This is a genomic window from Phycisphaerae bacterium (assembly GCA_024102815.1).
Lineage (GTDB): Bacteria > Planctomycetota > Phycisphaerae > UBA1845 > UBA1845 > JAGFJJ01.
Genome location: JAGFJJ010000048.1, coordinates 336,305 through 361,107 on the forward strand (window position 1 = coordinate 336,305; position 24,803 = coordinate 361,107).

Consider the following 24,803-nt stretch of genomic DNA (forward strand, 5'->3'; position numbering starts at 1 on the left):
ACTTCGGTCGTCAATTGGTCATGCCGATCAGATCGTTGAATTCTTCCGTGTTCAAATGGCCGGGGCGTGAGGAAGTGCTCGCAGCCGCCCGCCTCTGGGCGGCGGAAGTCGCTCGAACCGACCCGGGCCTGACGCGAATTTTCTGTGTCGGTTCCTATGCACGCGGCGATTGGGGCGTGGGCAGCGACCTCGACGTAATCGTCGTGACTGAGACGGCCGAAGGGATGTCGCTCGTGGATCGGCGGCGGCGTTACGAGGCGGTGGATATGCCGGTTCCCGTGGACATCTGGGTCTGCACGCCGGTGGAATGGGCGGCGATGGGTGAGGACCGCCCGATGCTTCGCGACCGATTGGACACGGAAGCCCTGGATCTCCTGCCCACCTGACCCCCGCCATGCCCCGCAACCGACGAGACCTGGTCTTCTTCGTCCTCGGCGGGTTCTTCATCACCAACGCGATTCTCGCGGAGTTGACCGGCGGGAAGCTCTTCGCCGTTCCGGGGATCCCGGGCGTGCCGTGGCTGCCGGCCGAGCTGATGCTCTCCATCGGTGTCATCCCCTGGCCCGTGGTCTTCATCTCGACCGATCTGGTTAACGAATACTTCGGACAGGCGGGCGTTCGACGGCTCACCTTCCTGGCCGTGGGGATGATTTCCTACGCGTTCGCGATGCTCTATGTCGAGATGCAGGTGCCGGCGGCGAGCATTTCTCCGGTCAGCGACGAGGCCTTTCGCTCCGTCTTCGGACAGTCGATGTGGATCATCGTCGGCTCACTGGTGGCATTCCTGGTCAGCCAGCTCGTGGACGTGCTGGTTTTCGTTGCGGTCAAGGCGCGAACGGGGCATCGTCTGCTTTGGCTGCGGGCCACGGGGAGCACGGCCGTGAGCCAGCTTGTAGATACGTTCGTGGTCGGGTACATCGGTTTCGTGGTGCCGGCGAAGCTCACCATGACGCAGTTTCTTCCGCTGGCGGCCGGGAACTACATCTTCAAGCTCGCGGTGGCCGTGCTGATCACACCAATCATCTACGTGGGTCACGGGATCATCGACCGCTACCTGGCGAAGGATTTCGACGCCACCGCGGTGCCGCAGACCCACTGGACCGATCCTCCGGAGGGACCTGCCTGATGAACAGCCTGAAGGTCGAGGCGCTGCGGAAGTCCTTCCCGACCCGATCGGGAGAGCTGGAGATCCTTCGTGACATCTCGCTGACACTCGAGGCCGGCGACGCGGTTTCGATCATGGGTCCGTCGGGATCGGGCAAGAGCACGTTGCTCAACATCCTGGGAACACTCGAGCCGCCCACCTCCGGCAGCGTGACCATCGCCGGCGAGAATCCCTTCGCCCTGGGGGAGTCCGCATTGGCCCGCTTTCGCAATCGCCGCGTGGGGTTTGTTTTTCAGGAGCACCATCTCCTGCCGCAGTGCTCGGCACTGGAAAACGTGCTGCTGCCCACGCTGGCGGACACGGGGGGATCGGACCGGCTCGATCGCGCGAAGATGCTGCTCGATCGCGTGGGGCTTTCGGCACGTCTGGATCATCGACCGGCCGAGTTGTCCGGCGGGGAGCGGCAGCGCGTGGCCATCGCCCGGGCGCTGATCAACGAGCCGGCGTTGGTCCTGGCGGACGAGCCGACGGGGAACCTGGATCGCACGTCGGCGGGCGGCGTTGCGGATCTGCTCGGAGAATTGCCCCGGCGCGACGGCGTGACGCTGATCGTGGTGACGCACAGCGCGGACCTGGCCGATCGGTTCGCACGCCGGCTCGAGCTGGATGACGGATCACTTACCGATCGCTGACGCTTCCTGGAGATTCCGTGGGCCGAACCGGCTTCATTCTCCGCAATTTGTCCTTCTTCCGGCGGTCGCATGCGGCGCTGCTGCTGGGCGTTGTCGTGGGCACGGCCACGCTGACCGGAGCGCTGCTGGTGGGCGACTCGGTGCGGGCGAGCCTGCGGGAGACCATGCTCGGGCGCCTGGGGCGCGTGGACCAAGCCATGGTGGCGCCGCGGTTCTTTCGGGAGGCCTTGGCGGAGAAGATCGCGGAATCGACTAAGGCGGGCGGCACCGAGCAGGATAGTGCGCACGAAGCAGAGAGCGAGCCCCTTTCATTGCGGTTCGTTCCCGCGATTCTTGCCCGAGGCGGCGTAACCCAGGCCGATACCCAAGCCCGCGTCGATCATGTCCAGGTTCTCGGCGTCGATTCGAGATTCTGGGGAAATGTGCCCGCAGTCGAGGGCGGCAGCAGTTTTCCTGCCGGCGACGCGTTCGCCGGGCGCATAGTCGCGCTGAATGAGCCGCTCGCCGAAGCGTTGGGAGCGGGTGTGGGTGACGATGTACTCGTGCGAATGGGCTCGGCCGACCCCGTTCCCACCGAGACATTGCTGGGTCGGCGGGATCAGCGATCCACGACCATTCGGCTTACGGTCAAGTCGATCCTTCCCGCAAGGGGTGTCGCTTCATTCGGGCTCGACGCCCGGCAGGTTGCGCCGCGCAACGCTTTCGTACCACTGGCGACACTGCAACGGGCGCTCGAACAGGAGGGGCGCGCCAACGCAATTCTCGTGACCGATGCCGTGCCGGGCGAGACAGGAGGTAGTGACGATACGTTGGCACTCCTTCAAAACGCCCTGCGTAGCGCGGCGACGCTCGATGACTTGGGCTTGACGCTGCGCCACGACGAAACGCGCGCATATTACTCTCTGGGGAGCGATGCGCTGCTCATCGATCCGGCGGTGGAGGAGGCCGCGATGCGTGCGGGCGCGGCGGCGGGTTTTCCGGCGGTGCCGGTCCTGACTTATCTGGCCAATGAGATTCGCCTCGCATCGAGGGAGGGAAACGCTGGCGCCGGAACCGAAACGAGTATTCCATACTCGACGATCACCGCTGTGGATCTGTCCGCCGCGATTCCGGGAGACCACGTCCGCCTCGCGAACGGCAGTTTGGCTCCACAGCTCGGCGAGGGGGACATCTTTCTGAACCAATGGGCGGCCGATGATCTCGGCGCCGAAGTGGGTGATCATGTCGTCGTAACGTACTACATTACCGATGCATTCGGCGCATTGCAGACGGAGTCGGCGAGGTTCATCCTGCAAGGCGTTCTTCCGATGAGCGATGCGATCGCCGACTCGGGCTGGACACCGGCCTATAAGGGCATCACCGACACCAACAGCCTGAGCGAGTGGAATGCCCCGTTTCCCATCGATCTGAGCAAAATCCGCCCCAAGGATGACGCCTATTGGGAGAAGTATCGGGCGGCGCCGAAGGCGTTCGTTTCGCTCGCGACGGGGCGGCGACTTTGGGCCCACGACGGCGAGCGTTTCGGAGCTTCGACATCCATTCGATTCACCGACACACGCGCCCAACAGGGAGGCATTGTGTCTGAAGCGCGCCTGGAAGAAGCCCTGCTTCGCGAGGTCGATCTGTCGGCGATGGGGCTGCGTTTCCTTCCTGTTCACGCCGACGCCCTCAAGGCCAGCCGGGGCAGCACGGACTTCGGCATGCTCTTTATCGGGTTCAGCTTTTTCCTGGTGGTCTCCGCGGCCATGCTCATGGCACTGCTGTTTCGTTTGGGCGTGGAGCGGCGGGCGGGGGAGATCGGACTGCTGCTGGCGGTGGGGTGCTCTCCGCGTGTCGTAGCCCGATTGCTGTTGGGCGAGGGCGCAAGCGTCGCGGTGATGGGTTCGGCGATGGGCGTCTGCGGGGCGGGGGCCTACGCCTGGGCGATGCTTTCAGGGCTCAATACATGGTGGTCGGCCGCGGTAGGGGGAACGTTCCTTCGGCTGCACATGCAACCCGGCACGCTGTTGATCGGCGGCGTAACCGGCGCGCTCGTGGCCGTTGCGGCGCTCGCCTGGTCGATTCGCGGGCTTACGCGACGATCTCCGAGGGCGCTTCTGGCGGGCAACGTGGAACCGACGGCTCCGCGTATACATGCCACAAGGGGAAAGCGCGACTCAACGCGCATGGAAGGCGGGCACGGGCACGATGCGCGCCGCTCGTCGATAGGATGGATTCGGGGGGCAGTCCTCGTTGCGGGGAGTGCCGCCGCTGTGGCACTGGCCGTGGCGCCGTTGTTTTCCACGGATTTTCCCGAGGCATTCGCGTTCTTTGGGAGCGGATCGGCCTTGCTGGCGGCGAGTCTGGCTGCGGTCGCCATCTGGCTGAATCGCCCCCCCGGCATCGTGCATCGTCCGGGACAGGCGGCGCTCTGGCGACTGGGTGCCCGCAACGCGCCGCGCCACCGGGGGCGGAGTCTACTCACCGCCGGACTCATCGCCACGGCCACGTTCCTGATCGCCGCGCTCCAGGCCTTTGAGATGCGTCCGCCGAGCGATCCGACGGACCGCCGATCGGGCACCGGCGGGTTCACGCTGGTGGCGGAGGCGGCCGTGCCGCTGCCGTTTTCACTGAGCACGTCGCAGGGACGCGAGTCATTGAATATCTCCGAAGAGACCTCGAATCTTCTGGCGGGAGCCGAGATCATTCCGCTTCGGCTTCGGCCCGGGGATGAATCGAGCTGCCTGAACCTCTACCAGCCGAAACGGCCGCGGATCGTCGGCGCGGGGGATGCGCTCATCAATCGCGGCGGATTCGCCTTCTCGTCCACGTTGGCAGAAACGCAGCAAGAACGGGCGAATCCGTGGCTTCTGCTCCGCCGGACATTTGAGGATGGTGCCATTCCCGCTATCGCCGACGAGGCGGCGGTGATGTGGCAATTACATTCGGGACTAGGCAAGGATCTCATCGTCACCGACGGGCGCGGGCAGCCGCGCCGTCTGCGTTTCGTCGCCCTCCTTACGCAGAGCGTGCTGCAAGACGAGATCGTCGTCTCGGACTCGGCATTCACGCAACTGTTTCCGAACATCACCGGCCACGGGTTCTTCCTGATCGATGTGCCACCGGATCGGTCCAGGGAAGTCTCGACGGCACTGGAGCGCGATCTTTCCGCGTATGCGTTTGACGCGACGGAAAGCAGCGATCGGCTGGCCCGTTATCTGGCGGTGCAGAACACGTATCTGGCGACGTTCCAGACGCTGGGCGGGCTGGGCCTGCTCTTGGGCTCCTGCGGGCTGGCCGTCGTGCTGCTGCGAAACGTCTGGGAGCGGCGGTCGGAACTGGCCCTGATGCGCGCTCTCGGTTTCTCGCGCGCGTCGCTCGGAATCATCGTGCTGGCGGAGAATGTTGCACTGGTGATTGCCGGCTTGGCGGCCGGCGTTGTCCCCGCCATGCTGGCCATCGCTCCGCACTTGGTCCGCCAGCCGGGCTCGATCAACTGGACGGCGCTGCTCGTGGCCGTGGGCGGCGTACTGATCGTGGGCATCGGCGCCGGGGCGCTGGCCCTTCGCCCGACGCTTCGTGCCCCGCTCCTGCGGGCGCTGCGCACGGAATAGCTCATGCGGGCATCGTCGTGCTAACTAGTTTCCGTCGTTCGGTCCACCGCGGCCGCGCCCCGGTCCACCACGTCCCCTCCCCCATCCGGGAGGCCCGCCGCCGTCCGGACCGCCGGGAGGCTCATCAAGCTCGCCACGCCCCCCACGATGTCGCCACGGCGCCCGCGGTCCTCTGCGAACCCCTTCTGCGCAAAGCGAGAGCAGCGCTCGCCTCTGCTTCGGGTCGAGCTCCTCGCGCAAAGCCAGGATGTGTTCGAAGACGCGGCGCTCGAGTTGATTGTGGGTGTCGATCACCCGATCGATCTGATCGCGCAGGGTCTGCTCCGGCGTGGACGGGTCCTCCAGGAGCCGGGCGAAGTCCTCCCGCGTGGCGTCCAGTTGATCCCGGAGTTTGCGGAGATCCGCCCCGAAGGAAGGATCACGGTCGTGCAGGGCGCGGGCGTCTTCCGGGCTCAGTCCGAGCGCTCTGGCGAGCGGATCGGGTGGCGGCGGAGGGGGGCCGGAGGCACGAAGCACGACGGTAGCCGCAAAACTGCCCGCGAACAGCACGGCCGACCAGAGGAGCAGACTCCGCGTCTTTGGGGCGATCATGATGCACCCTCCGCCTTTTCCTCGAGGTCATCGGCAACGGTAAGAGGAAGCCGCGTCGCGGCGTCCACGAGAAGGTCGTCGGCACCAAGCACCTCCAGCGGAGTCTCCGTCGACACTGACGCCGTCGAGGATGACTCCTGGCTCACTGGGATCAACCGCCCCGCGGCGATACCGAGGAGCGCTGCAAACGCCAGCGAGGCGGCCACGCGCAGAAGGCCGAATTGCCGGGAACCCGGCGTCGGGAATGGGACGGTCTGCTTCCGGTCGAGTCCGGTTTCGATGCGCTCCCACAGGTCGGGCGACTCGGCCGCGTCCAAATCTACCAATGTCTCCCAAAGCACCGATTGTGACTTCAGCAGCGCCGCGCATCTTGCGCAAGATCTCGCGTGCTCAGTGACCGCTTTCGCCCGGCGATCGTCCAGCTCGCCGGCGATCATCTGGATGAGTTCAATTTCGGACGGACAGGACATGACAACGGCCTCCGTACTTTGGAACGATCGACCCGCTCGTCGCCTGCGGGCCGGATCAGGTTTCCGCTTCGTCCGATAGTTCCTCCCGCAGGCGGGCGTAGGCCCGTACCAGCAGCGATTCGACCGACGATTTGCTCCAGCCCGTGGCGGACGACACGTCCCCCAGGCTCAGCCCCTCGAACCGATGAAGCACCAAAGCCACGCGCTGCCGCTCGGGAAGGCGGTCGACGGCGGCCCGGACGCGCTCCGCACGATGGGCGGCGCTCGCGCCGTCCGCCGGATCACCACCCTCTCCCTTTCGGTCGTCTACGGCGGGCAGCGAGCCGGGCCGGCGTTTCTTGAACGCGTCCAGGCAGAGATTGACCACAATGCGATAGAGCCAGGTGGAGAAGCGCGCCGTCGGCTGGTATCGGCCGGCCGATCGCCACACGCGCAGAAACGAATCCTGGACGATGTCCTCGGCCAGCGCCCGATCGCTCGTCGTGCGGAAGGCGAGTTCGAACACCCGGCGCTGATGGCGACGGACGATCTCGCCCAGCGCGGCGCGGTCGCTCCGGGCAACGCGCTCCATGAGTGCGGCATCGGGTGTGGGTGAGAGATTGTCGCACTCGTCGGTTCGGTTCATGGCCGCGCCTGCGCTGTACGGGACGCAGGCTACGGCGCGGGTGGGTCATCGGGCAAGTGGGCCGCTCACCCGGTCATGCGGAGAGCTTATCGAAGAAAGTCTCGGCCCAGCGGAAGACGTCATGGTCGCGTACTCCCTTTCGCAAGGAGCTCATGCGGCGGGCCTGTTCACCGTCGGACATGTGCAGGGCCTGTTCCATGGTGGCGATCAAGCCGTCGGTATCGTGGGGATTGACCAGCAGGGCCGACTGCATTTCGCTGGCCGCACCGGTGAACTCGCTGAGAACCAGCACGCCGGTGTCGTCGAGCCGCGAGGCGACGAACTCTTTGGCGACAAGGTTCATTCCGTCGCGGAGCGGTGTCACCACCATGACATCGGCGGCGCGGTACAGCGCCACGAGCTGATCCATGGGAAAGCTTCGGTGGAGGTAGTGGACCGGCATCATGCCGAGCTGTCCAAACTCGCCGTTGATCTCTCCGACCTGCCGCTCGATCTGGTTGCGCAAGTCGCGATATTCATCCACACGCTCGCGGCTGGGCACGGCCACCTGCACGAAGACGCACTCCTCCTGCTTGGCCCGTTCGCTGCGAAGCAACTCCTGGTATGCCTTGAGACGAATGTCGATTCCCTTGGTGTAGTCCATGCGATCCACGCCGAGGAGGATCTTTCGGCGGCCGCTGAGCCGGCGGCGGAATCCCGCGGCCGAGCGCTTCGTCTTGATCTCCGCGGCAATCTCCTCGAATCGGCCTACATCGATGGAAATGGGAAACGCCTGGGCGCGAACAGTCCGTCCCTCGTAGTTCATCGACTCCCCGCAGCCCGATGCGGTGGTGAAATGGCAGCAGCTTTCGACGAAGTTGACGGCGCCGTCATGCGTCTGAAAGCCGATCAGGTCGGCGCCGAGCAGCCCGTCGAGAATCTGCCGCCGCCACGGAATCTGCGAGAACAGTTCGCGCGGCGGGAAAGGAATGTGCAAGAAGAACCCGATGCGCAAATCGGGACGGAGCTCGCGGAGCATGGCCGGCACGAGCTGCAGGTGATAGTCGTGCACCCAAACGACGGCATTCTTGGCGGCCGTCTCCGCCGCCGCTTCGGCGAACCGGCGATTCACGTCCACATAGGGCCACCACCACCGTCGATGGTAGACGGGAGGACGGACCGCGTCGTGGTAGAGCGGCCAGAGGGTGCGGTTGGCGAAACCCTCGTAGAAGCTCTGCACCTCGTCGCGGGAAAGGGAGAGCGGTCGATTGCGAATGCCCTCGTGATGAAATGCCTTGGGGACGGAGCCGGTGAAACCGGGCCAGCCGACCCACGTACTTGGGCGGCTTTGCAGGATCGGCCGAAGCGCCGATACCAGTCCGCCCGGGCTCGTTTCCCATACCACAGGCGTTCGCTTGGCGCGGCGCACCGGAAGGCGATTGGCGACAATGACGATCTGGCCGGTTGATGTCTTGGACAGTGATGGTCCTCCATCCACAGCTTCGCCGGGAAACCGCGGCCCGCGTTCCTGAATCGGCTCCACGATATTTCTCGGTTCCTGCACGAGCGTCGTTTCCCTCGGCGACGGCATGACTCATTCCTCCTCTGTTTTCGGCCGGCGTCTCCATGACACCGGCGCCGCGTCACGGCGCCGGCACGCTCCACGGCTGCTCGGACCCGCGGTGGTGCTCGGCCGATCCGTTGGACTCCTCGTAGCGATGGTAGACGGTACGGTGCGGGAACGGAATCTCGATGCCCAGCTCGTCGAAGCGCATCTTGATTCGCCGCAGCATTTCGCGTTTCACCTTCCACTGCTGCAAGGGTCGGGTCTTGATGAAAAACTTGATGACCACCGCGGAATCGGCGAACGCGTTCACGCCGAGCATTTCCGGCGGCTCGAGTATTAGCAGCTTGAATTCCGGCTCCGCCCGCAGCTCGTTGGCAACCTGCACCAGCACACTCATCACCTGGTTGACGTCCTCCTTGTAGGCGACGCCGATGTCGAACAGCGCCCGCGACCATCCATGGGTCATGTTGCTGACGCGGGTGATTTCGCCGTTGGGGACGAAATGGACGATGCCCTCCAGGTCGCGGAGGATGGTGATCCGCAGGGTGATACGTTCGACCAGGCCGGCCGTGTCGCCGATCCTGATCACGTCGTTCACACCATACTGGTTCTCGAGCAGGATCATGAACCCACTGAAGTAATCGCGGACCAGATTCTGCGCGCCGAAGGCCACGGCAAGACCGACGACCGCCGCGCCTCCGAGAATGGGAGCCAGGTCAATGCCCGTTTCGCCGAGCAGCATAATGAACCCGCTGGCGACAATGACGACTGAGGCCGCGTTGCGAATGACCTGCACGAGCGTTCGCGCCCGGTTCTCCCGCTCGACCATGGACCCCCTGTCGCTACGGGCCGCGATGCGCTTGCTGACGCGCCGGTCGATCACACCGACCAGCCAGAGAAGCGCAACAACGCCGAGGATGATGGCCAGGACGCGCGGCCCGCGCGTCACCACCCAGGTCCGGAGGTTCTCGAGCGAGAATGGGTTCTCCAGCTCATCCTTCTTTTGCTGGGCTTGCTCCGCGGCCTTGCGCTCCTTCTCGGCGGTCTTCATTGCCGCGATGCGTTCGCTCTGGAGCTGGTCCAGCTCCGTCTGGCGCTTGTCGACGCGGGCAATGATGTCGTCGACTTCCTTTTGCGCCTCGACATAGCGCTGATTGGCTTCTTCCGCCTGGGCCCAGAGCTTGTTGATCTCGTCGGGCTTCGCCCCATCGGCCCACTTGTTTCTTGCCTGCTCGCGAAGCGTCTGTGCGGACTGCAGGGCGTTGGCCCGCTTCTGGTGGGCCGTGCCGAGAAGCTGCTCGTCCAGCTTGATGAGCTTGCGCAGGTTCTCGATCTGCTGTTCCTTGGTCGTGACCTGCTCGGCCGCCTCCTGGGCCTTGGCCTGCTTGGCTTCCAGCTCCTCCGTGGCCTTCTTCAGTTCAGGACTCACCGGCTTGGGCGGCGTCGTGGTTCCCGGTTGGGCAGGTGCTGTTCCGGGAAGCGCGCCCGCAACTGGCGGCGAAACGGGAGGGGTTGCCTGGGCCGGCTGTCCCGAGTTGGCGGACGGTTGGACCTCACCGGACGCCGCAGGATTCGCCGGCTGCGCCGGGGCCTGGACGGCGGCGTTGGCGTTGCCCGCCAGCGCCCCTTGGGCAGGTTGTTTCTCCGCGGGCATTTCGGCGGGCTTGGTTGTTGCCTGCTTGTCGCCGGGCGGACCCTCCAGCGCCGCGACGGCATCTTTGTTGGACTTCAGGAGCTTCTCCAGCGTAGGGATCTGCTCGCTAATTGTCTTACGTTCCTTGAAGACCAGATCGCGCTGCTCGGTCGCCAGGCGCTTCCGTTCGGCCAGATCGTTGACTTCCGATTCGAGCCGGGCGACATCCTCCGTCGCGTTGGCTTGTTTTGCTTTCTCCAGCGCGGCCGACTTCTCCTCCAGCTCAGTGGTCAGCTTCTGCACTTCGGCGTCGAGCCTGTCATAGTCGGCCTGGGCCCTTTCGAGTTTCTGGCGCGCGTCCTCGAGCTGCTTCTGCGTCTCCTCGGCGGCGCGGCGCAGGCGGGCGTAGCGTTCGGCCTCCGTCTCTTTGGGGGCGGAAGCGGACGTGCTTCCCGCGGGTTTGTCGGCGGTTGGTTTCTGGTCGGAAGACTTCTCTCCGCTTTTCGGAGTATCCGGAGGGGGATTGGAAGCGGGTGTTTCCGGGGATTTCGTTTCCGGCGAAGGCGTTGCTTCTGAGGGGTTGCCGTTTGCGTTTGAAGTCGCGTTCTGATTCGCCGCAGGACCCGATTGGGCCAGGCAAGGTACCGGCGCGAAGGCGGCGGACAGAATCAGCGCGATCATACCTGCCGCTGTGAAGAAGAGGCGCCTCATCGAGGCCGATGCCAACCGTGTTACTACTCGTCGCATGTTTCTTCCCTGATTCCCTTCGATCGCATCCGAATGCCAAACTCAAGTTCCAAAGGAGTCTCGCGGTAAGGGGGCAAACACGGCGCGTCCCCGGCCGTCGTCCGACGGATGCCCCGCATTGCTCTGGACGGTGCCGGTCCCTTCCGAAGTGCCGCCAGCCGCTCCGCCCGATGGGCCGTTCCGCGCCCGCCCATTGGCGATTGGCTTGCGGTCGCATTCTCCGGAAAGGTGTTCCTGCAAGATAGCCAGCATGCCTGAAAGTTGCGTAAGCTGCTCTCCGCTCAGGGAAGCGAGCGCCTGGCGCGCGTCTTCGAGGCGCGGCCCCATGACTGCGTCGGTCACTTCGCGCCCGCGTTCGGTGAGCGAGATAAGCACGCCACGACGGTCAGCCGGGTGCCGGGCGCGCCTTACCAGTCCGGATTCCTCCAGACGGTCGATTCGATTGGTCATGGCGGCGGAGGATAGCCAGACGGCCTGGGACAACTCGGTTGGCGAGAGGGCATGGGAAGGGCCCGAGCGGCGAAGAGCGCCCAGTACGTCAAGCTGCCACAGGCTGAGGTCGTATTCGGCCAGGAGGCGATTCGTGCGACGTTCCAACTGATAGGCTACGACGAGAATCCGCCCGATGACCCCCGCGGGCGAATCATCCAGAGCCACTGAAAATTGTGGCTGCCGGCCCTCAACTGAGTCATTTGGATCCTTTTCCACGCCCGATATGGTAAATGCTCGTGTTTCGACGTCAAGTCTCTTGACGTCGAAACACTTGTCGAATACAACCCAGCGGGACAAAGCCCAAATCGCTCGCCGTTTTGGCCCTGCTGCGAGCGGTTCCCTTCGCGAACGAGCGGAGCGGCAAGGAGCAACATGCCGCTTTCCGTCGCTTCTGTGTCGTATCTTTCAGGCGTGTAACCGCCCGTTCATGCGGGCAGGCCAATACCGCCGCCAATGGGCGATGTCGGCTGCAAGCATCAAGGAGCGATAACCATGACCGACACCATCATGAGCCGGCCAATGGAGATCCGCAACGACGGCGTTCGTCGGGTCCGGTACGTCCGTGACCTGGACAAATTGACGCACATCCCAGAGGCGGAACGGAACCATCTCAAGCAGGTAGCGAAGCGCTATGTCTTCCGGGCGAACGATTACTACCTTGGGCTCATCGACTGGAGCGACCCGCACGACCCCATCAAGCAGCTCATCATCCCCCGGGAGGAGGAGCTCAACGAGTGGGGGAATCTCGATGCGAGCAACGAGCAGGCCGTGACCGTTACGCGGGGCGTGCAGCACAAGTATCCGCACACCGTGCTGCTGTTGTGCAATGAAGTGTGCGGTGCCTATTGCCGCTACTGCTTTCGCAAGCGGCTCTTCATGGACGAGAATGACGAGGTCACCAACGACGTCTCCGAGGGCATCGCGTACATTCGTGATAACCCACAGATCACCAACGTGCTGCTGACCGGGGGCGATCCACTGCTGATGAGCACACGGCGCCTCGGCGAGATTCTCGATGCCCTGAGGGACATTGCGCACGTGCGGATTATCCGCATCGGATCGAAGATGCCGGCCTTCGATCCCTGGCGGGTGTTGACCGACCAGCCCCTGCAGGAGCTGCTCCGCAAGCACTCCCATGCGGACCGGCGCATCTACCTGATGGCCCATTTCGATCATCCGCGCGAGCTTACGGACGTGGCCGTCGAGGGTATTGATTGCTTCATTCGCAATGGCGTGATCTGCTGTAATCAGTGTCCGATGATTAAGGGCGTCAACGACGACGTTGAAGTGTTGGCTGAACTGTACCAGCGACTGTCGTGGATCGGTTGTCCGCCATACTACCTGTTCCAGGGCCGGCCGACCGCGGGCAACGAGCCCTACGAGGTGCCCATCGTCCGCGGGTGGGAGATTTTCCGTGAGGCACTGCGTCGGGGATCGGGACTGGCCCGGCGGGCGAAGTTCGTCATGTCGCACGAGACGGGGAAGATCGAAGTTCTGGCGGTGGACGATGAGCACATCTACATGCGTTATCACCGCGCCAAGGACCCGGCCAACCGCGGAAAGTTCATGGTATTCCAGCGCAATGATGACGCCTACTGGCTCGATCATCTCACGCCCGTGGAGGGGAGCGGGGTTCCGCGATTCGCGCCGTACCAATGGCTTGACGTGACCGACGGCCCGGAATAGCCGGAAGTCGCGCCGCACCCCGCGTTACCGGACCCACGGTGATTCCCGCACAAAAAGCGAAAGATTTTTTCAGATTTCTCTCCTGTTAAGATGGGTGGGCCGCGTGTATTGGGGGCAGGCCCGTGCACATCTTTGCGCCCGACAGGCGTAACACCTTAACTATATTTACGGGCGAAAACGGACCATGGCGTGAACACCGCATAGGGGTCGAAATCTGCCGTTCCATGCGGATCGTACGTTTGCATTGCCATCTGTTTCGATCGGCGCAGGTGCCTCGCCAAGGAGCGAATTCGGGCCCGGCGCCGTCGCGGCACGCTGAGCGTCGCCGCATATGCGTAAGGGGGGATAGAAGCCATGTCGTATCGAAGACATCGTGCAGACAAGAAACGGCGACGCGGTGTCGTCGCCGTGCAGGTGCTGGTTCTGCTGGTCGTGCTGTTGGGTTGTGCGGCGTTGTCCGTGGACGTGGGCTTGATGTACAACGCCAAGGCGGATTTGCAGCGGGCGGCGGATGCCGCGGCGCTGGCGGCTGCCGAAGCGTTGGCCGACTACGGTGATCTTGATCCGATTGAACTGGCGCGTTCTCGCGCCCAGGAAATCGTCGAGGAGAATCCCGTACTGTCCAAATCGATCACGCTCGAGTCCTCGGATGTGGTCGTGGGACGGGCGGTCTACGACGCGAACAGCAACACCTACACGTTCCAGCCCGGGAATTTCCTCCCTGACGCCGTGCGGATTACGGTGCGCATGGAAAGCGGATCGGTGAACGGCGCGCTCCCGCTGTATTTCGCGAGCGTATTCGGGAAGCACTCGACGGGGCTGACGGCCAGTGCCACGGCCATGATGGTCCCGCGGGATATTGCCGTGGTGGCGGACCTTTCCGGGTCGCACACGGACGACAGCGAGCTGCCCAATCCCGACAACAACCTGTTCGAGGTATGGGACGCATTGTCCGTGCTGGCGGGTCGACACGGGGTGGACGGCGTGAGTCCTCCGCCGGTCCGCGATCCTTTCTCGGCGCCGGTCATGCCGGGCACCGGACCCGTGGGTCCGGGCGGTGGCGGAGCCGACCCGGGCGTTGACGATGTCGGGGGGCAGGTCGGGCCGACGTGGGGTTGGCTGTATTACTGGGGCAACGAGATCAATGACAGCTACGACCCGGCGACCGATCCGGGCCTGGCGTACCTGCCGAAAGGATCGAGCTGGAACGGCAATGCGAACCTGAAGAACTGGCTCGCGGCACAGGGCTACAGTTCGAGCGAGATCAATGCCCTGGTGAGTTCGAGCTACGACAGCTCCAAGGACTCGTGGGGTCAATACGGCTGGACGGTGCGAACGGCCGTGGCGTTGGGCCTGGCGCGGTGGGATAGCGGGAAGTCCGGCGGGCTGTGGAACTCGATTCCCGCCGACCAGCGCAAGTACGGTGACGGCAACAACCAGCCGGAATCGTCGGAGCTGACCTGGCTCGTGGACTATCCCTTCGAGTCCGGAAGTTGGAACGACTGGATCTACAACTATGTGCGGAGCAACAGCACGGCGATGTACCAGGCCGACTCCGCCTATCGATATCGCTTCGGGCTGAAGACATTCATGAACTACCTGCTGGAGCGCCAGCCGGCGCACGACCAGACGTCCGATCTGGCGGATACGCCGACCCAGCCCATGCAGGCGGTGAAGGATTCGGTCCAGCACATGACCGAGCTGCTCACCACGCTGGGGACGAACGATCAGGTGTCGCTGGAGATCTACGGCACGACGGCCCGGCACGAGGTCGATCTGACCACGGACGTCGAGCAGGTGAGCAATCGCCTGAACGAGATGCAGGCCGGTCACTATGACAGCTATACGAACATGGGCGGCGGCATCGAACGGGCCATCGAGGAGCTCAACAGCGCTCGGGCCCGATCGAATGCCCGCAAGGTCATCCTGCTGCTGACTGATGGCAATGCCAACATCAACCAGTGGGGCAATTACTCGACGTCGGGCGGTGAGGCCTATGCCAAGTACGCGGCGCAGCAGGCGGTGGCTCAGGGGATCCGCATCTACGCCGTGAGCGTCGGTCTGGGAGCCGATGTGGACACGATGGCCGAGATCGCCGGCTACAGCGGCACGGAGCCGTTCCATGCCAGCGGTTCGATCAGCGAGTACAGCGCGCAGCTCGACCAGATCTTCCAGGAACTGGGCGGGGCGAGGCCGGTAGCACTGATCGAGTAGGTTCAACTGATTCCGAGGGCGATCCCAGGCCGAGTTTCGGCTTGCGCCAGCGCGAACGGTTCGCAAGGAGCCAACGTCGGGCGGGGTGTCAGATGGCGCCTCGCCCGACGTGCATTGGGTTTCCCGAGGGTGAACCGGCTGAGTGACGATCCTTCGGGTGGACCAGGTTCAGCAATTCCTCACTTTTCATGCAATGACCCTACCGCGACAAGACATTCACAAGAAAGCGGGAGGGTAAAATCATGCGCAGGCCAATGATCGCCGCCGTTGCGGTTTGTTTTTCGGGTCTGGGGTCGAGCGGCGCGATCGCAGCCGATCCCATCCAGATTGAACTTGAAACGGTCGCCACCGGACTGACGTCGCCGGTGTTGCTGACCCACGCGGGAGACGATTCCGGTCGGCTTTTTGTCGTCGATCAAGCGGGGCAGATTCGCGTGATCGAGAACGGCGTCCTGCTGCCGACCCCGTTTCTCGACCTGAGCGCCAAGCTCCCGACGCTTGGCAGCTTCTTTGACGAACGGGGCTTTCTGGGGCTGGCGTTTCACCCCGACTATCGCAACAACGGGCGCTTTTTTGTTCGCTACAGCACGCCGCGCGTGGGTGACCCCGGCGAACCCTGCAGCGATCCGGGCAATTTCATTGTCGGGTGCCACAGCGAGGTGCTGGCGGAATACCAGGCCACACCGCCCAGTGCCAACGTGGCCGACCCGCTTTCCGAAATCATCCTGTTCACAGTCGATGAGCCGGAATTCAATCATAACGCCGGGGCGGTCGCCTTCGGGCCGGACGGCTATCTCTATTTCTCACTGGGCGATGGTGGCGGAGCCAACGACGGCTTGGACCAGGTGTCGCTTCCGCACGGCCCGATCGGCAACGGACAGAATATCGATACACCCCTCGGGTCAATGTTGCGAATCGATGTGGACGCGCCTCCCCCGCCGGGTTTGAACTATGCGATCCCACCCACGAATCCCTTCGTCGGCGGGCCCGGATTGGATGAAATCTACGCATACGGGTTCCGCAATCCGTTCCGCTTCTCCTTTGATGATGGTCCCGGCGGAGACGGCAAGCTCATCGTCGGCGACGTGGGACAGGACCTTTTCGAGGAAGTCGACATCGTCGTGGCCGGTGGCAATTACGGCTGGGCGATTCGCGAAGGCTTGCACTGCTTCGACCCGTTCCAGCCCGCCAACCCGCCGGCGAGTTGCCCGGCTGTCGGCACGGTGCTCGGCGATCCGCTGCTTGATCCGGTGAGTGAGTACACACACGCGGACGGCGGCCTGTCCGTCATAGGAGGATTCGTATATCGCGGCGCCCAATTCCCTGAACTTGTCGGGAAGTACGTCTACGGGGACTTCAGCGGCGATTTCGGACCGACCGGGCGGCTTTACTACGCCGAGTTGTCCGGCCCTGATGCTTTCATCCGCAAGGAGTTCTTCATCGCCCCGAACGGCGATCCGTTCGGGCAGTTTCTCAAGGGCTTTGGCGAAGATCAAAGCGGTGAAATCTACGTGATGGCATCGGATGAGCTCGCGCCGAGCGGCAATTCGGGCGTCGTATTGCGGATCGCCGCGGCCCCGACCGGTGCCTGCTGTCGTGGATTGACCTGCGAGGTACTTACGGAAGCGGACTGCGGATCGGCAGGGGGGTCCTATCAGGGGAACGACGTGACCTGCCTCGGTGATCCCGACGGCGACGGCGCGGACGGGCGATGCGGTGACGCCTGCCCGAACGACCCGAACAAGACGGCACCCGGCGTTTGCGGATGCAACGTACCCGACGTCGATTCGGACGGCGACGGCGTTGAGGATTGCAACGATCTCTGTCCGGGATTCGACGATGCGATCCCGGGCTGCGAGTCGGCTATCCCCGCCGCATCGGAATGGAGCATGCTGATCCTCGCCTTGAGCCTGCTGGCGCTCGGCAAGCTCAGATTCGGGAGGCGCGCTTTCTCCTGATGGGACGGCAAGCCCGTAATCCGGGGGCAATGGTTCGCCGGTTCCCTCTCTACAGGCTCTCGACATAGAGCGACGAGCGCCGCATGGTCCGCATGTTGGAGCGGATGAGCTCCGCGACGCGGTCGGGATCGGGAATACCGACGATGATCAACTGCCGATCGGTGGCGTCGGTCGAGTTGACCACCACCGAGCCCAGGCCGAACACGCGGTCCATGAGCGACTTTCGGATGCGGACGTCGTCGACGCGGACGAGCTCGGTCTGATCGATGGTCTGGCTGAGGATGCCGCGCTCGATGAACAGGCGCTGGGAGGTGAGGCGGTACCGGCAGGACCAGATTTTCCAGGCCACCCCGCCGAGTACCCAGAGCCCGCTCAGGCCGGCCACGCCGAGATCGATCCAGAACGCCCCCCGCCAGTTCAGCGACTCCGACGAACTAGCGATCCAGCCGACGAGCACTGCCACGGCGATGATCGCCACCAGCCAGAGGAAGATGCGCCCGGCGAAGTGCTTCCAGTGGGTGCGCCCGGTCCAGAGCGGCTTTTCCGCCTCGGGTTCCGCTTTTGAAGTGGAATCCGGGGGTCGCAAGCCGGGACGCTCTTCCGGGGCGGTCTCCGGCACCGGCCGGGGGGAATCGGCGGGCGGCGACGGATGGTCGCGGTTGGGGGATGTGGAATCACTCACCGTGGTCGGCTCCTGTCAGGCAAGGACGGCCTTCCCAAGTCATCTTATCTATGTTTGCGGCATTGGCTAATCCGCGATCCGGCAAAAAAAGGGCGGACGGTCTCGCGCGACGAAACCGCTCCCCGGAGAAGGGGGCGGAAACCGCCGTTTGACGGGCCTGCAAAACACTGATTACTTTCGTGTCATCCCGCCGATTTTTGGCTTGACGAGACGAACGCGCGTACTAGACTTGCCGCGCTTTCGGGGAGCGAGGGGGCGCTCGCTCCGGTTGGACATGGCGTACTGCGTGCGGTGCTTCCCGAGTGCGCGCAACGCAGGTGGGGAACATCCGGGATTGCTTCACGGCGAGTGCACTCCATGGTGATGAATATCGAGAAATGGGACGACACGGACATGATGCTGACGTTGGATGCAGAGTTTTCCCAATCCGCCACGGACGGGCATGTCCCGGGCGAGGCGGCCTTTGATGGGCCGATGGCCGCGGACATCGCGAGCACGGAGATGGATGGCTGGCGAACCGGGGATGTTTGGGACGGGCGGTCCTGGCCGGTCTGCGCCGGCGATGACGATGATGACTGGGAGGAGGACGACGACGAGGACGACGATTACTTCGAAGACGATGAGGATGAGGACGACGAGTTCTTCCCCGACGATGACGACTTCGAGGATGACGATTACGAGGAGGAGGACGACGAAGCCTGATCCTCGGTCCGTAAGCGCGCCGCCTCTCGCGGCGCGGCGTCGCCGTCCAAACGCCTGATAATCCAGCGAATCCCGCCGCGCGAACTCGCTGATGGTGCATTCTGGCCGTACGCCGCCCCATCGTAAATCAAGCACTGTAGAGGCCTGTCCGATGCTTCGGATATGGCTGAAGAATACACGGGACCGGATCGCAGACAGAAGCAGCCCGAGCGGCGGTCGAACTGCGTGGATCGTCGATCGGGGATGGATCGCCGCCGGGGTCCCGGTCGTCGCCGGGGAGAGGTGCGCCGCGCCGCCGAAGAGGGCGAGATCAGCGGAGAGCTCCTCGAGTTCATCATGGCCATCGACGAGTACAAGCGCATCAACGAGCGGCCTTTCCCGTCGTGGTCGGAAGTTTTCGAGATCATCCACTATCTCGGGTATCGCAAGGTCGCCGAGCAGGCGGAGCACATCAACCGCGCCAGCGGGGCCGAGGTCCTCGACGAGAAGTCGTCCGAACAGCACGTCGGGGCCTGATCGGCCCTTTCTCGGGGAGAGATGACCGAGCGGCGTGCCCGCCCTTGCATCCCAACGACGAAATCCCTAGGCTGCTCGGCAACTCCTCAGATCATCGTGCGCTGGGGCTTCCGCTGCAGATAAGCAGGATCGTTTTTCACTGAAAGGCAGTTGTATGTCAGGGGTCGAACTCGTTCAGCCTCACGGGGGCAAGCTGATCCACAGAACAGGCGCCCAGCCCGATGCCAAGGCGCCGGCCGTCACCATCACGCTCACCGAGCGGCAGCAGTGCGACCTGGAGATGATCGCCATCGGCGCGATGAGCCCGCTCGACGGCTTCATGGGCGAGGCCGACTACCACAGCGTGTGCGACAACATGAAGCTCGGCAGCGGCACGCTCTGGCCCATGCCCATCACGTGCGCCGTGTCGGACGATGTCGAGAAAAAAGTGAGCGTGGGCGATCGCATTGCTTTGGCCGATGACGCCGGACGTTTGCTCGGCTATCTCACGGTGAAAGAGAAGTACCGGCAAGATAAACGCAAGCAGGCGCTCAAGGCGTTCGGCACCGAGGACATCGCTCACCCCGGCGTGAAGGTGGTGATGGATGAAGGCGACACGTGCCTGGCCGGGCCGATTGATGTCATCACGCCCCGGCATGAGCCCATGTTTCCGGAGCATCGCCTGACCCCCGAGCGGACGCGGGCGGAGTTCCAGCGCCGCGGTTGGCACACGGTGGTGGCGTTCCAGACGCGCAACCCCATTCACCGCGCCCACGAGTACATCACCAAGTGCGCCCAGGAAATCGTGGACGGCCTGCTCATCCACCCACTCATGGGCGCCACCAAGGAGGGTGACATCCCGGCCGAGGTGCGCATGAAGTGCTACATCGTCCTGATCGAAAACTACTATCACCCGGATCACACCATGCTTTCGATCATGCCCGCGGCGATGCGCTACGCAGGCCCGCGTGAGGCGATTCTGCATGCGATCCTGCGGCAGAACTACGGGTGCAGCCACTTCATCGTGGGTCGGGATCATGCCGGCGTGGGCAATTACTACGGCACCTACGATGCGCAGAAAATCTTCGACGAGATTCCCGAAGGGTCGCTGGGCATCGCGCCGCTGAAGTTCGAGCACTCGGCGTGGTCGAAGAAGGCGGGCGCGATGGTCTCGGGCAAGACATTCCCCAAGATCGAGGGCGACCAGGTTTTCCTGTCGGGAACCAAGGTTCGCGAGATGCTCCAGCGCGGCGAGCGCCCGCCGGTGGAGTTCACCCGGCCTGAGGTCGCGGATATTCTGATCGACTCGATGAAGAGCTGAATGAGCGAGTTGGCGTAATCGAGTGTTGTGCGGTCGCGCAGGCTTCGGGCCCGCGGCTCAGACGAGTATCCGCAGATCGGATGGTAACGCAACTTCGCATAGGTTTCGGACCTGTGGCTCAAGAAAGGGCACTGCTCAAGAGCAGTGGCACACCGACGCCAGGAAAGGCCTCGCAGGCTGAAGCCTGCGGCTCGCGGAAGGAATTCATGTGAATCGAGCGATCGAAGTTCCCGCCGAAGTTATCGCCGCCGTCGGCGCGCTTCGTGCGCCCGTGGTCATTTCGCACGTTGTTCCCGATGCCGACGCGCTGGGCTCGATGTTCGCCGTGGCGGCGGCCTATGTTGATGCTTCCCATGCGCCCTGCGCGTCGCTGCCGGAGGGCTCGCTCTCCCAGCGCCTGTCATTCTTGATGGACCTCACGCAGGCGAAGCCCGCCACCGACGAGGACTTCGCCGCCGCGGACGGGTTTATCGTCCTCGACACGGCAAAGAAGGAACGCTGCAACGTCGGCGCGGATCGCAAGCAGACGGACTGGATCGGCGGACGACCCATCGTCAATATCGATCACCACATTACCAACACGCAATACGGGGCCATCAACTGGGTGATCGAGGCGGGCAGCACCTGCGAGATGGTCTATCACCTGCTCTCCGCCGCAGGGCGACCCATCAGTGCCAATATCGCGTCACTTCTCTACGCGGGCATCCAGACCGACTCGATCGGCTTCTCCCTGCCGAATACGGCGCCCTCCTCGCTCCGCGCCGCGGCCGACCTCGTCGAGCTCGGCGCCGACGTGGGGTTGCTCGGGGAACGACTGTGGCGCAGCCAGCGGCAGGGCGAGTTCGATCTGCTCCGCGTGATTTATGCCAACACGCGTACGGCCGCGGGTGGGCGCATCGCCTACAGCTCGGCGAGCTACGAGGAAATCCACGACGCGGGATGCACGGCGGCGGACATCGACGACCAGATCAACGTTCCGCGCTCGCTCGATGGCGTGCAGTTGGCCATGCTCTTCACGGAGGGTCGTCGTGGGCGCACGCGCATCAACTTTCGCGGCAGCGGCGATGTGACCGTGGTGGAGCTGGCCGCGCAGTTCGGCGGCGGCGGTCATGCGCAGGCCGCAGGGGCGATCGTCGATGCGTCGCTTGATGAAACAATCGCCCGCGTACTCCCGGTCGCGGAGCAACATCTCACAGGCTTCGCGGTGGCGTGACAGGATCGATTCCTGTGAATTCTCGTGGGCCGCGCGCACAATCACATTGATTGCAAGCGTTTCCGACCGCATTACCATCCTTCCCTCGATTGAAGAACGAACGCGCGTCGACGTGCGCGCTATTTCCGTTTTATTGCGATCTTTACTTGACCTTCATCGCGATCTAACCGGCGCCGGAGATGATCCACTTCGGAGGGTACGGATCGGGGAATAGAAGCACTTGCAGCGTCGGCGGGGGGAGGTCGCGATTCGGAGGGGAATCGAGGCGAAGCCGACCGCAAGCCCGAGGGAAAGAAGCGGGGGGATCGGTGCCCGTGCCTGCCCCGTTTCGTCAACGGCGAGGCGGGGCAGGAAGAGGCACCAACTTTGCCGAACAGTCGCTGCGGCCTGGTGGGCCAAAGCGCTTCACGCCTGACGGGTGGGTTGGCTCCAGAACCCACCCGTTTTTTCTACAAGCAACGCGCCGTGCATCGGTCTCTCCGACGCCGTGCGCGTTTCGTGGTCGACGGTCGGTCAGGCTTCCTTGACCGGAATGCGCTTGGGCCGCTCGCTCTCGAGCTTGGGCAGCACGATGGTTACGACCCCGTTCCTGTGCTTGGCACTGACCTTGCCGGCGTCCACGGCCGCCGGGAGGGTAATGCTCCGACGGAAGGAGCCAAACCGCCGCTCGGTGTAGCTGTAGTTCTCGCCCTTCTTTTCCGACGACTCCTTTTTCTCGCCGGAAAACGTCAGCACGTTCCCGGTCACGGAGACGTCCAGGTCGTCCGGATCAAGTCCGGGGACCTCGGCACGGACCGTGATTTCCTTGTCGGTTTCGGAGACGTCTACGCTCGGCAGCCAGTCGCCCATGCCGCCCATTCGTCCCGGGGACCAGTTGCCGCCCAGGAAGCGGTCGAACATGCGGTCCATTTCCGAGCGGAACACGTCGAGCGCCCCGAATGGCTCGACCTCCGCATCCTGTCGTTTGCCTCGCCACGGAATCATGGACATGGTCACACCTCCTTTGCCTTGACGCGCCGGCCGGCGCCACCGTGCTCACCGGCGCGAATGACTATTGCGTCTTGATCTCGATCTTCCGCGCCCGGGCCGCCTCGACCTTGGGAAGATGAAGCGTCAGCACGCCCTGGGCATACTCCGCGCTGATCTTGCTCGCATCGATGGCCTCGCTCACCCGGAACGTGCGGTAGAAGTCGCCCACACCGTATTCCCGATGGAGCAGGTTCGCGCCCGGCGTCTGCCGCGGAAGTACCTTTCCCACGATGGTGAGCACGCCATTCTCGAAGTTGATGTCCACAGAGTCGCGGGTCACGCCGGGCATGTCCGCACGGACCAGTAACTCCTCCTTATTCTCCACGATGTCCACGTTGGGCAGGTAGGTCGGCCCGCTGCGCGTGCGCTCCGTCTGCGCGACCTCCACCTGCTGGGGCTTTTCAATCGTATCCGTTGCCATGGTGTCATCTCCTTGTCATGTCTGCGACGGCCCGGCCGTCGAATGGGCTTCATCGATCCTTGATCTCATGCGTTCTCGACTTAACCTTTCACCTCGATCTTGCGCGGCAGGACGGAGTCGGCCTTGGGCAGCGTAATCGCCAGCACGCCGTCACGAAGCGACGCCTCGACCTTTTCCGCATTCACGGCCACGGGCAGGCGCAATACGCGGCTGAATTCACCCACGCCGCGCTCCCGGCGATGCCAGGTCGTGCCCTCGGGCGATGCGTCGTCGCGCCGCCCCTTGATGGTCAACTCGTCGCCCTGCACGAACACTTCGAGGTCGTTCATGGTCAGTCCGGGCAGCTCGGCCTCCGCGTGGAGGTTGCGCTCATCCTCCCAGACATTGATCGCCGGGAAACCCGTTGCCGCCCAGCGCCCGGCGAAGCGGTTCGGAGCCGTGCCCCGGCTGAATTCATCGAACAGACGATCCATCTCGTTACGCAATCCCACCAGCGGCTCGAATCGAACTCTCGAAAACATGCTGATATCCTCCTTTGCGACCCATGGCCGCATTTGCCAATCTTCGCCTGCGTGTCTTGCTCTTGCCTTACATTCGCCTTGCAACCCGCGATTTGCACCGCGCTCGAACCCGCCCGAAGGAGGGCGTCGCGGTCGCCGGGAGGAAGAAGAGCAACGCCTGTGCCAGGGGATGACACTCAGGCGTCGCGGTCGTAAGTTCAGCAAAAATAACCACTTACAGATTGTATCCGCCGGTTGATTTTCGGTCCCTTGCCACCTTGGCAGCGCCGAGGTGGCAGCGTGGCAGGGCAGGGCATGGCGCCCGCATCATTGGAGGCGTTGGCGCGGCGGGCAGGTAGAATCCCCGCCCGACGTGCCCGGCGAGTGGTTTCTCAATGGTGCTTCATGCGGAGGATGTCAGATGGATCGGCTGTTGCCCGTGGTAATGCTCATCGGGTCGAACCTCTTCATGACCTATGCGTGGTACGGGCACTTGAAGGACATGCGAGCAAAGCCGCTGCTTGTGGCCATACTCGTGAGCTGGAGCGTGGCCCTGCTGGAGTACTGCCTGCAAGTTCCGGCCAACCGCATCGGCTTCCGCGTGTACTCGCTGGGGCAGCTCAAGGTGATGCAGGAGATCATCACCATGGCCGTGTTCGCGGGGTTCGCCGCGCTCTACATGCGCGAGAAGATCACGATCAATTATCTGTGGGCGGGCCTGTGCCTGACGGCCGCGGCGTTCTTCATGTTCCGAGACGTGAAGGTGGGAGGGTAATGGGAGCGTCGAGCCGTCGGCCATGCCCACGAGTTGGCAAAGGGCGGCCGGCCCGCTTGGCCGCCCTTTACCAAGCGGTAGTCTCTCGCACTTACGGCTGTCTCAGGTCATATCTGAACACCGGTGCCGGCAAGCAACATGTTGAAACCATTGAGGATGAGGCTGTTCACGATGTCTCCGGCGGTGTCCGCGAAGATATTGTCCGGCAGGCATCCGCCGGAGGCGAATAGCAGAGCGTGACCAGAAACCAGCAAGAACGCTTTCCGAAGTTTCCCGAAATTCACTGCCAATCTCCTTTTTCTGTTGTACCTCG

At 63.7% G+C, this 24,803-nt stretch carries 23 protein-coding genes; 12 read left to right on the forward strand and 11 right to left on the reverse strand.

The window, feature by feature from the left end:
• Positions 1-35 precede the first annotated feature (35 nt).
• From J5J06_12460 to J5J06_12475, 4 genes are read left to right on the forward strand one after another with little or no spacing between them, the layout of a single operon-like run.
• Positions 36-386, forward strand: a complete 351-nt coding sequence (locus J5J06_12460; protein ID MCO6437896.1) for a nucleotidyltransferase domain-containing protein — start codon at positions 36-38, stop codon at positions 384-386.
• Positions 387-394: 8 nt separating this feature from the next.
• A complete protein-coding gene (locus J5J06_12465) occupies positions 395-1,126 on the forward strand; it encodes a queuosine precursor transporter (protein ID MCO6437897.1) in 732 nt (243 codons plus the stop codon).
• Positions 1,126-1,797, forward strand: a complete 672-nt coding sequence (locus J5J06_12470; GenBank protein MCO6437898.1) for an ABC transporter ATP-binding protein — start codon at positions 1,126-1,128, stop codon at positions 1,795-1,797. The genes J5J06_12465 and J5J06_12470 overlap by 1 nt, the downstream gene beginning before the upstream one ends.
• Positions 1,798-1,814: 17 nt before the next feature.
• Positions 1,815-5,390, forward strand: a complete 3,576-nt coding sequence (locus J5J06_12475; GenBank protein MCO6437899.1) for an FtsX-like permease family protein — start codon at positions 1,815-1,817, stop codon at positions 5,388-5,390.
• 24 nt (positions 5,391-5,414) lie between these two features.
• Here the strand turns inward: J5J06_12475 and J5J06_12480 are convergent, their stop codons facing one another.
• The 6 genes from J5J06_12480 to J5J06_12505 all read right to left on the reverse strand — a co-directional run bounded on the left by J5J06_12480 (position 5,415) and on the right by J5J06_12505 (position 11,659).
• Positions 5,415-5,981 (reverse strand): periplasmic heavy metal sensor, encoded by a 567-nt coding sequence (locus J5J06_12480; GenBank protein ID MCO6437900.1) that lies wholly within the window; start codon positions 5,979-5,981, stop codon positions 5,415-5,417.
• Complete coding sequence (locus tag J5J06_12485) at positions 5,978-6,451, reverse strand: hypothetical protein (GenBank protein ID MCO6437901.1); 474 nt, start codon at positions 6,449-6,451, stop codon at positions 5,978-5,980. The genes J5J06_12480 and J5J06_12485 overlap by 4 nt, the downstream gene beginning before the upstream one ends.
• 55 nt (positions 6,452-6,506) lie before the next feature.
• Positions 6,507-7,076: a sigma-70 family RNA polymerase sigma factor gene (locus J5J06_12490; protein MCO6437902.1), complete on the reverse strand. Its 570-nt coding sequence runs from the start codon at positions 7,074-7,076 to the stop codon at positions 6,507-6,509.
• Between the two features lie 73 nt (positions 7,077-7,149).
• Entirely contained in the window at positions 7,150-8,646 is a 1,497-nt protein-coding gene (locus J5J06_12495; protein ID MCO6437903.1) for a trehalose-6-phosphate synthase, read from the reverse strand.
• Positions 8,647-8,698: 52 nt separating this feature from the next.
• Positions 8,699-11,002 carry a mechanosensitive ion channel gene (locus tag J5J06_12500; protein ID MCO6437904.1) on the reverse strand — a complete coding sequence of 768 codons (2,304 nt, stop codon included), beginning with the start codon at positions 11,000-11,002 and terminating at the stop codon, positions 8,699-8,701.
• Positions 11,003-11,044: 42 nt separating this feature from the next.
• A complete protein-coding gene (locus J5J06_12505; GenBank protein ID MCO6437905.1) occupies positions 11,045-11,659 on the reverse strand; it encodes a MarR family transcriptional regulator in 615 nt (204 codons plus the stop codon).
• Between the two features lie 354 nt (positions 11,660-12,013).
• Here J5J06_12505 and J5J06_12510 point away from each other — a divergent pair, with 354 nt between their 5' ends.
• From J5J06_12510 to J5J06_12520, 3 genes are all read left to right on the forward strand, one after another.
• Positions 12,014-13,180: a 4Fe-4S cluster-binding domain-containing protein gene (locus J5J06_12510; GenBank protein ID MCO6437906.1), complete on the forward strand. Its 1,167-nt coding sequence runs from the start codon at positions 12,014-12,016 to the stop codon at positions 13,178-13,180.
• A 354-nt stretch (positions 13,181-13,534) separates the two neighbouring features.
• The gene (locus J5J06_12515) at positions 13,535-15,394 is read left to right on the forward strand and encodes a VWA domain-containing protein (GenBank protein MCO6437907.1); all 1,860 of its coding nucleotides are present in this window, start codon (positions 13,535-13,537) and stop codon (positions 15,392-15,394) included.
• Between the two features lie 242 nt (positions 15,395-15,636).
• The gene (locus J5J06_12520; GenBank protein ID MCO6437908.1) at positions 15,637-17,352 is read left to right on the forward strand and encodes a PQQ-dependent sugar dehydrogenase; all 1,716 of its coding nucleotides are present in this window, start codon (positions 15,637-15,639) and stop codon (positions 17,350-17,352) included.
• Between the two features lie 49 nt (positions 17,353-17,401).
• On the opposite strand, the gene J5J06_12525 is transcribed toward J5J06_12520, so the two are convergent.
• Entirely contained in the window at positions 17,402-18,034 is a 633-nt protein-coding gene (locus J5J06_12525) for a PH domain-containing protein (GenBank protein ID MCO6437909.1), read from the reverse strand.
• A gap of 357 nt (positions 18,035-18,391) precedes the next feature.
• On the opposite strand from J5J06_12525, the gene J5J06_12530 reads away from it, so the two are divergent.
• The 4 genes from J5J06_12530 (at position 18,392) to J5J06_12545 (ending at position 21,765) form a co-directional block, all read left to right on the forward strand.
• On the forward strand, positions 18,392-18,736 hold the full coding sequence (locus tag J5J06_12530; protein ID MCO6437910.1) for a hypothetical protein: 345 nt from the start codon (positions 18,392-18,394) through the stop codon (positions 18,734-18,736).
• 162 nt (positions 18,737-18,898) lie between these two features.
• A complete protein-coding gene (locus J5J06_12535) occupies positions 18,899-19,252 on the forward strand; it encodes a hypothetical protein (GenBank protein ID MCO6437911.1) in 354 nt (117 codons plus the stop codon).
• A gap of 154 nt (positions 19,253-19,406) precedes the next feature.
• A complete protein-coding gene (gene sat, locus J5J06_12540) occupies positions 19,407-20,552 on the forward strand; it encodes a sulfate adenylyltransferase (protein ID MCO6437912.1) in 1,146 nt (381 codons plus the stop codon).
• Between the two features lie 208 nt (positions 20,553-20,760).
• Positions 20,761-21,765, forward strand: a complete 1,005-nt coding sequence (locus tag J5J06_12545) for a DHH family phosphoesterase (GenBank protein MCO6437913.1) — start codon at positions 20,761-20,763, stop codon at positions 21,763-21,765.
• A gap of 513 nt (positions 21,766-22,278) precedes the next feature.
• Here J5J06_12545 and J5J06_12550 read toward each other — a convergent pair.
• The 3 genes from J5J06_12550 to J5J06_12560 form a co-directional block, all read right to left on the reverse strand.
• Complete coding sequence (locus J5J06_12550; protein MCO6437914.1) at positions 22,279-22,749, reverse strand: Hsp20/alpha crystallin family protein; 471 nt, start codon at positions 22,747-22,749, stop codon at positions 22,279-22,281.
• A 67-nt stretch (positions 22,750-22,816) separates the two neighbouring features.
• A complete protein-coding gene (locus J5J06_12555; GenBank protein MCO6437915.1) occupies positions 22,817-23,215 on the reverse strand; it encodes an Hsp20/alpha crystallin family protein in 399 nt (132 codons plus the stop codon).
• A gap of 80 nt (positions 23,216-23,295) precedes the next feature.
• Positions 23,296-23,736, reverse strand: coding sequence for an Hsp20/alpha crystallin family protein (locus J5J06_12560; protein MCO6437916.1), 441 nt, complete (start codon positions 23,734-23,736; stop codon positions 23,296-23,298).
• 400 nt (positions 23,737-24,136) lie between these two features.
• Here J5J06_12560 and J5J06_12565 point away from each other — a divergent pair, with 400 nt between their 5' ends.
• On the forward strand, positions 24,137-24,490 hold the full coding sequence (locus J5J06_12565; protein ID MCO6437917.1) for a DMT family protein: 354 nt from the start codon (positions 24,137-24,139) through the stop codon (positions 24,488-24,490).
• A gap of 107 nt (positions 24,491-24,597) precedes the next feature.
• Here J5J06_12565 and J5J06_12570 read toward each other — a convergent pair whose 3' ends face one another.
• Complete coding sequence (locus tag J5J06_12570; protein ID MCO6437918.1) at positions 24,598-24,774, reverse strand: hypothetical protein; 177 nt, start codon at positions 24,772-24,774, stop codon at positions 24,598-24,600.
• Between the last annotated feature and the right edge of the window lie 29 nt (positions 24,775-24,803).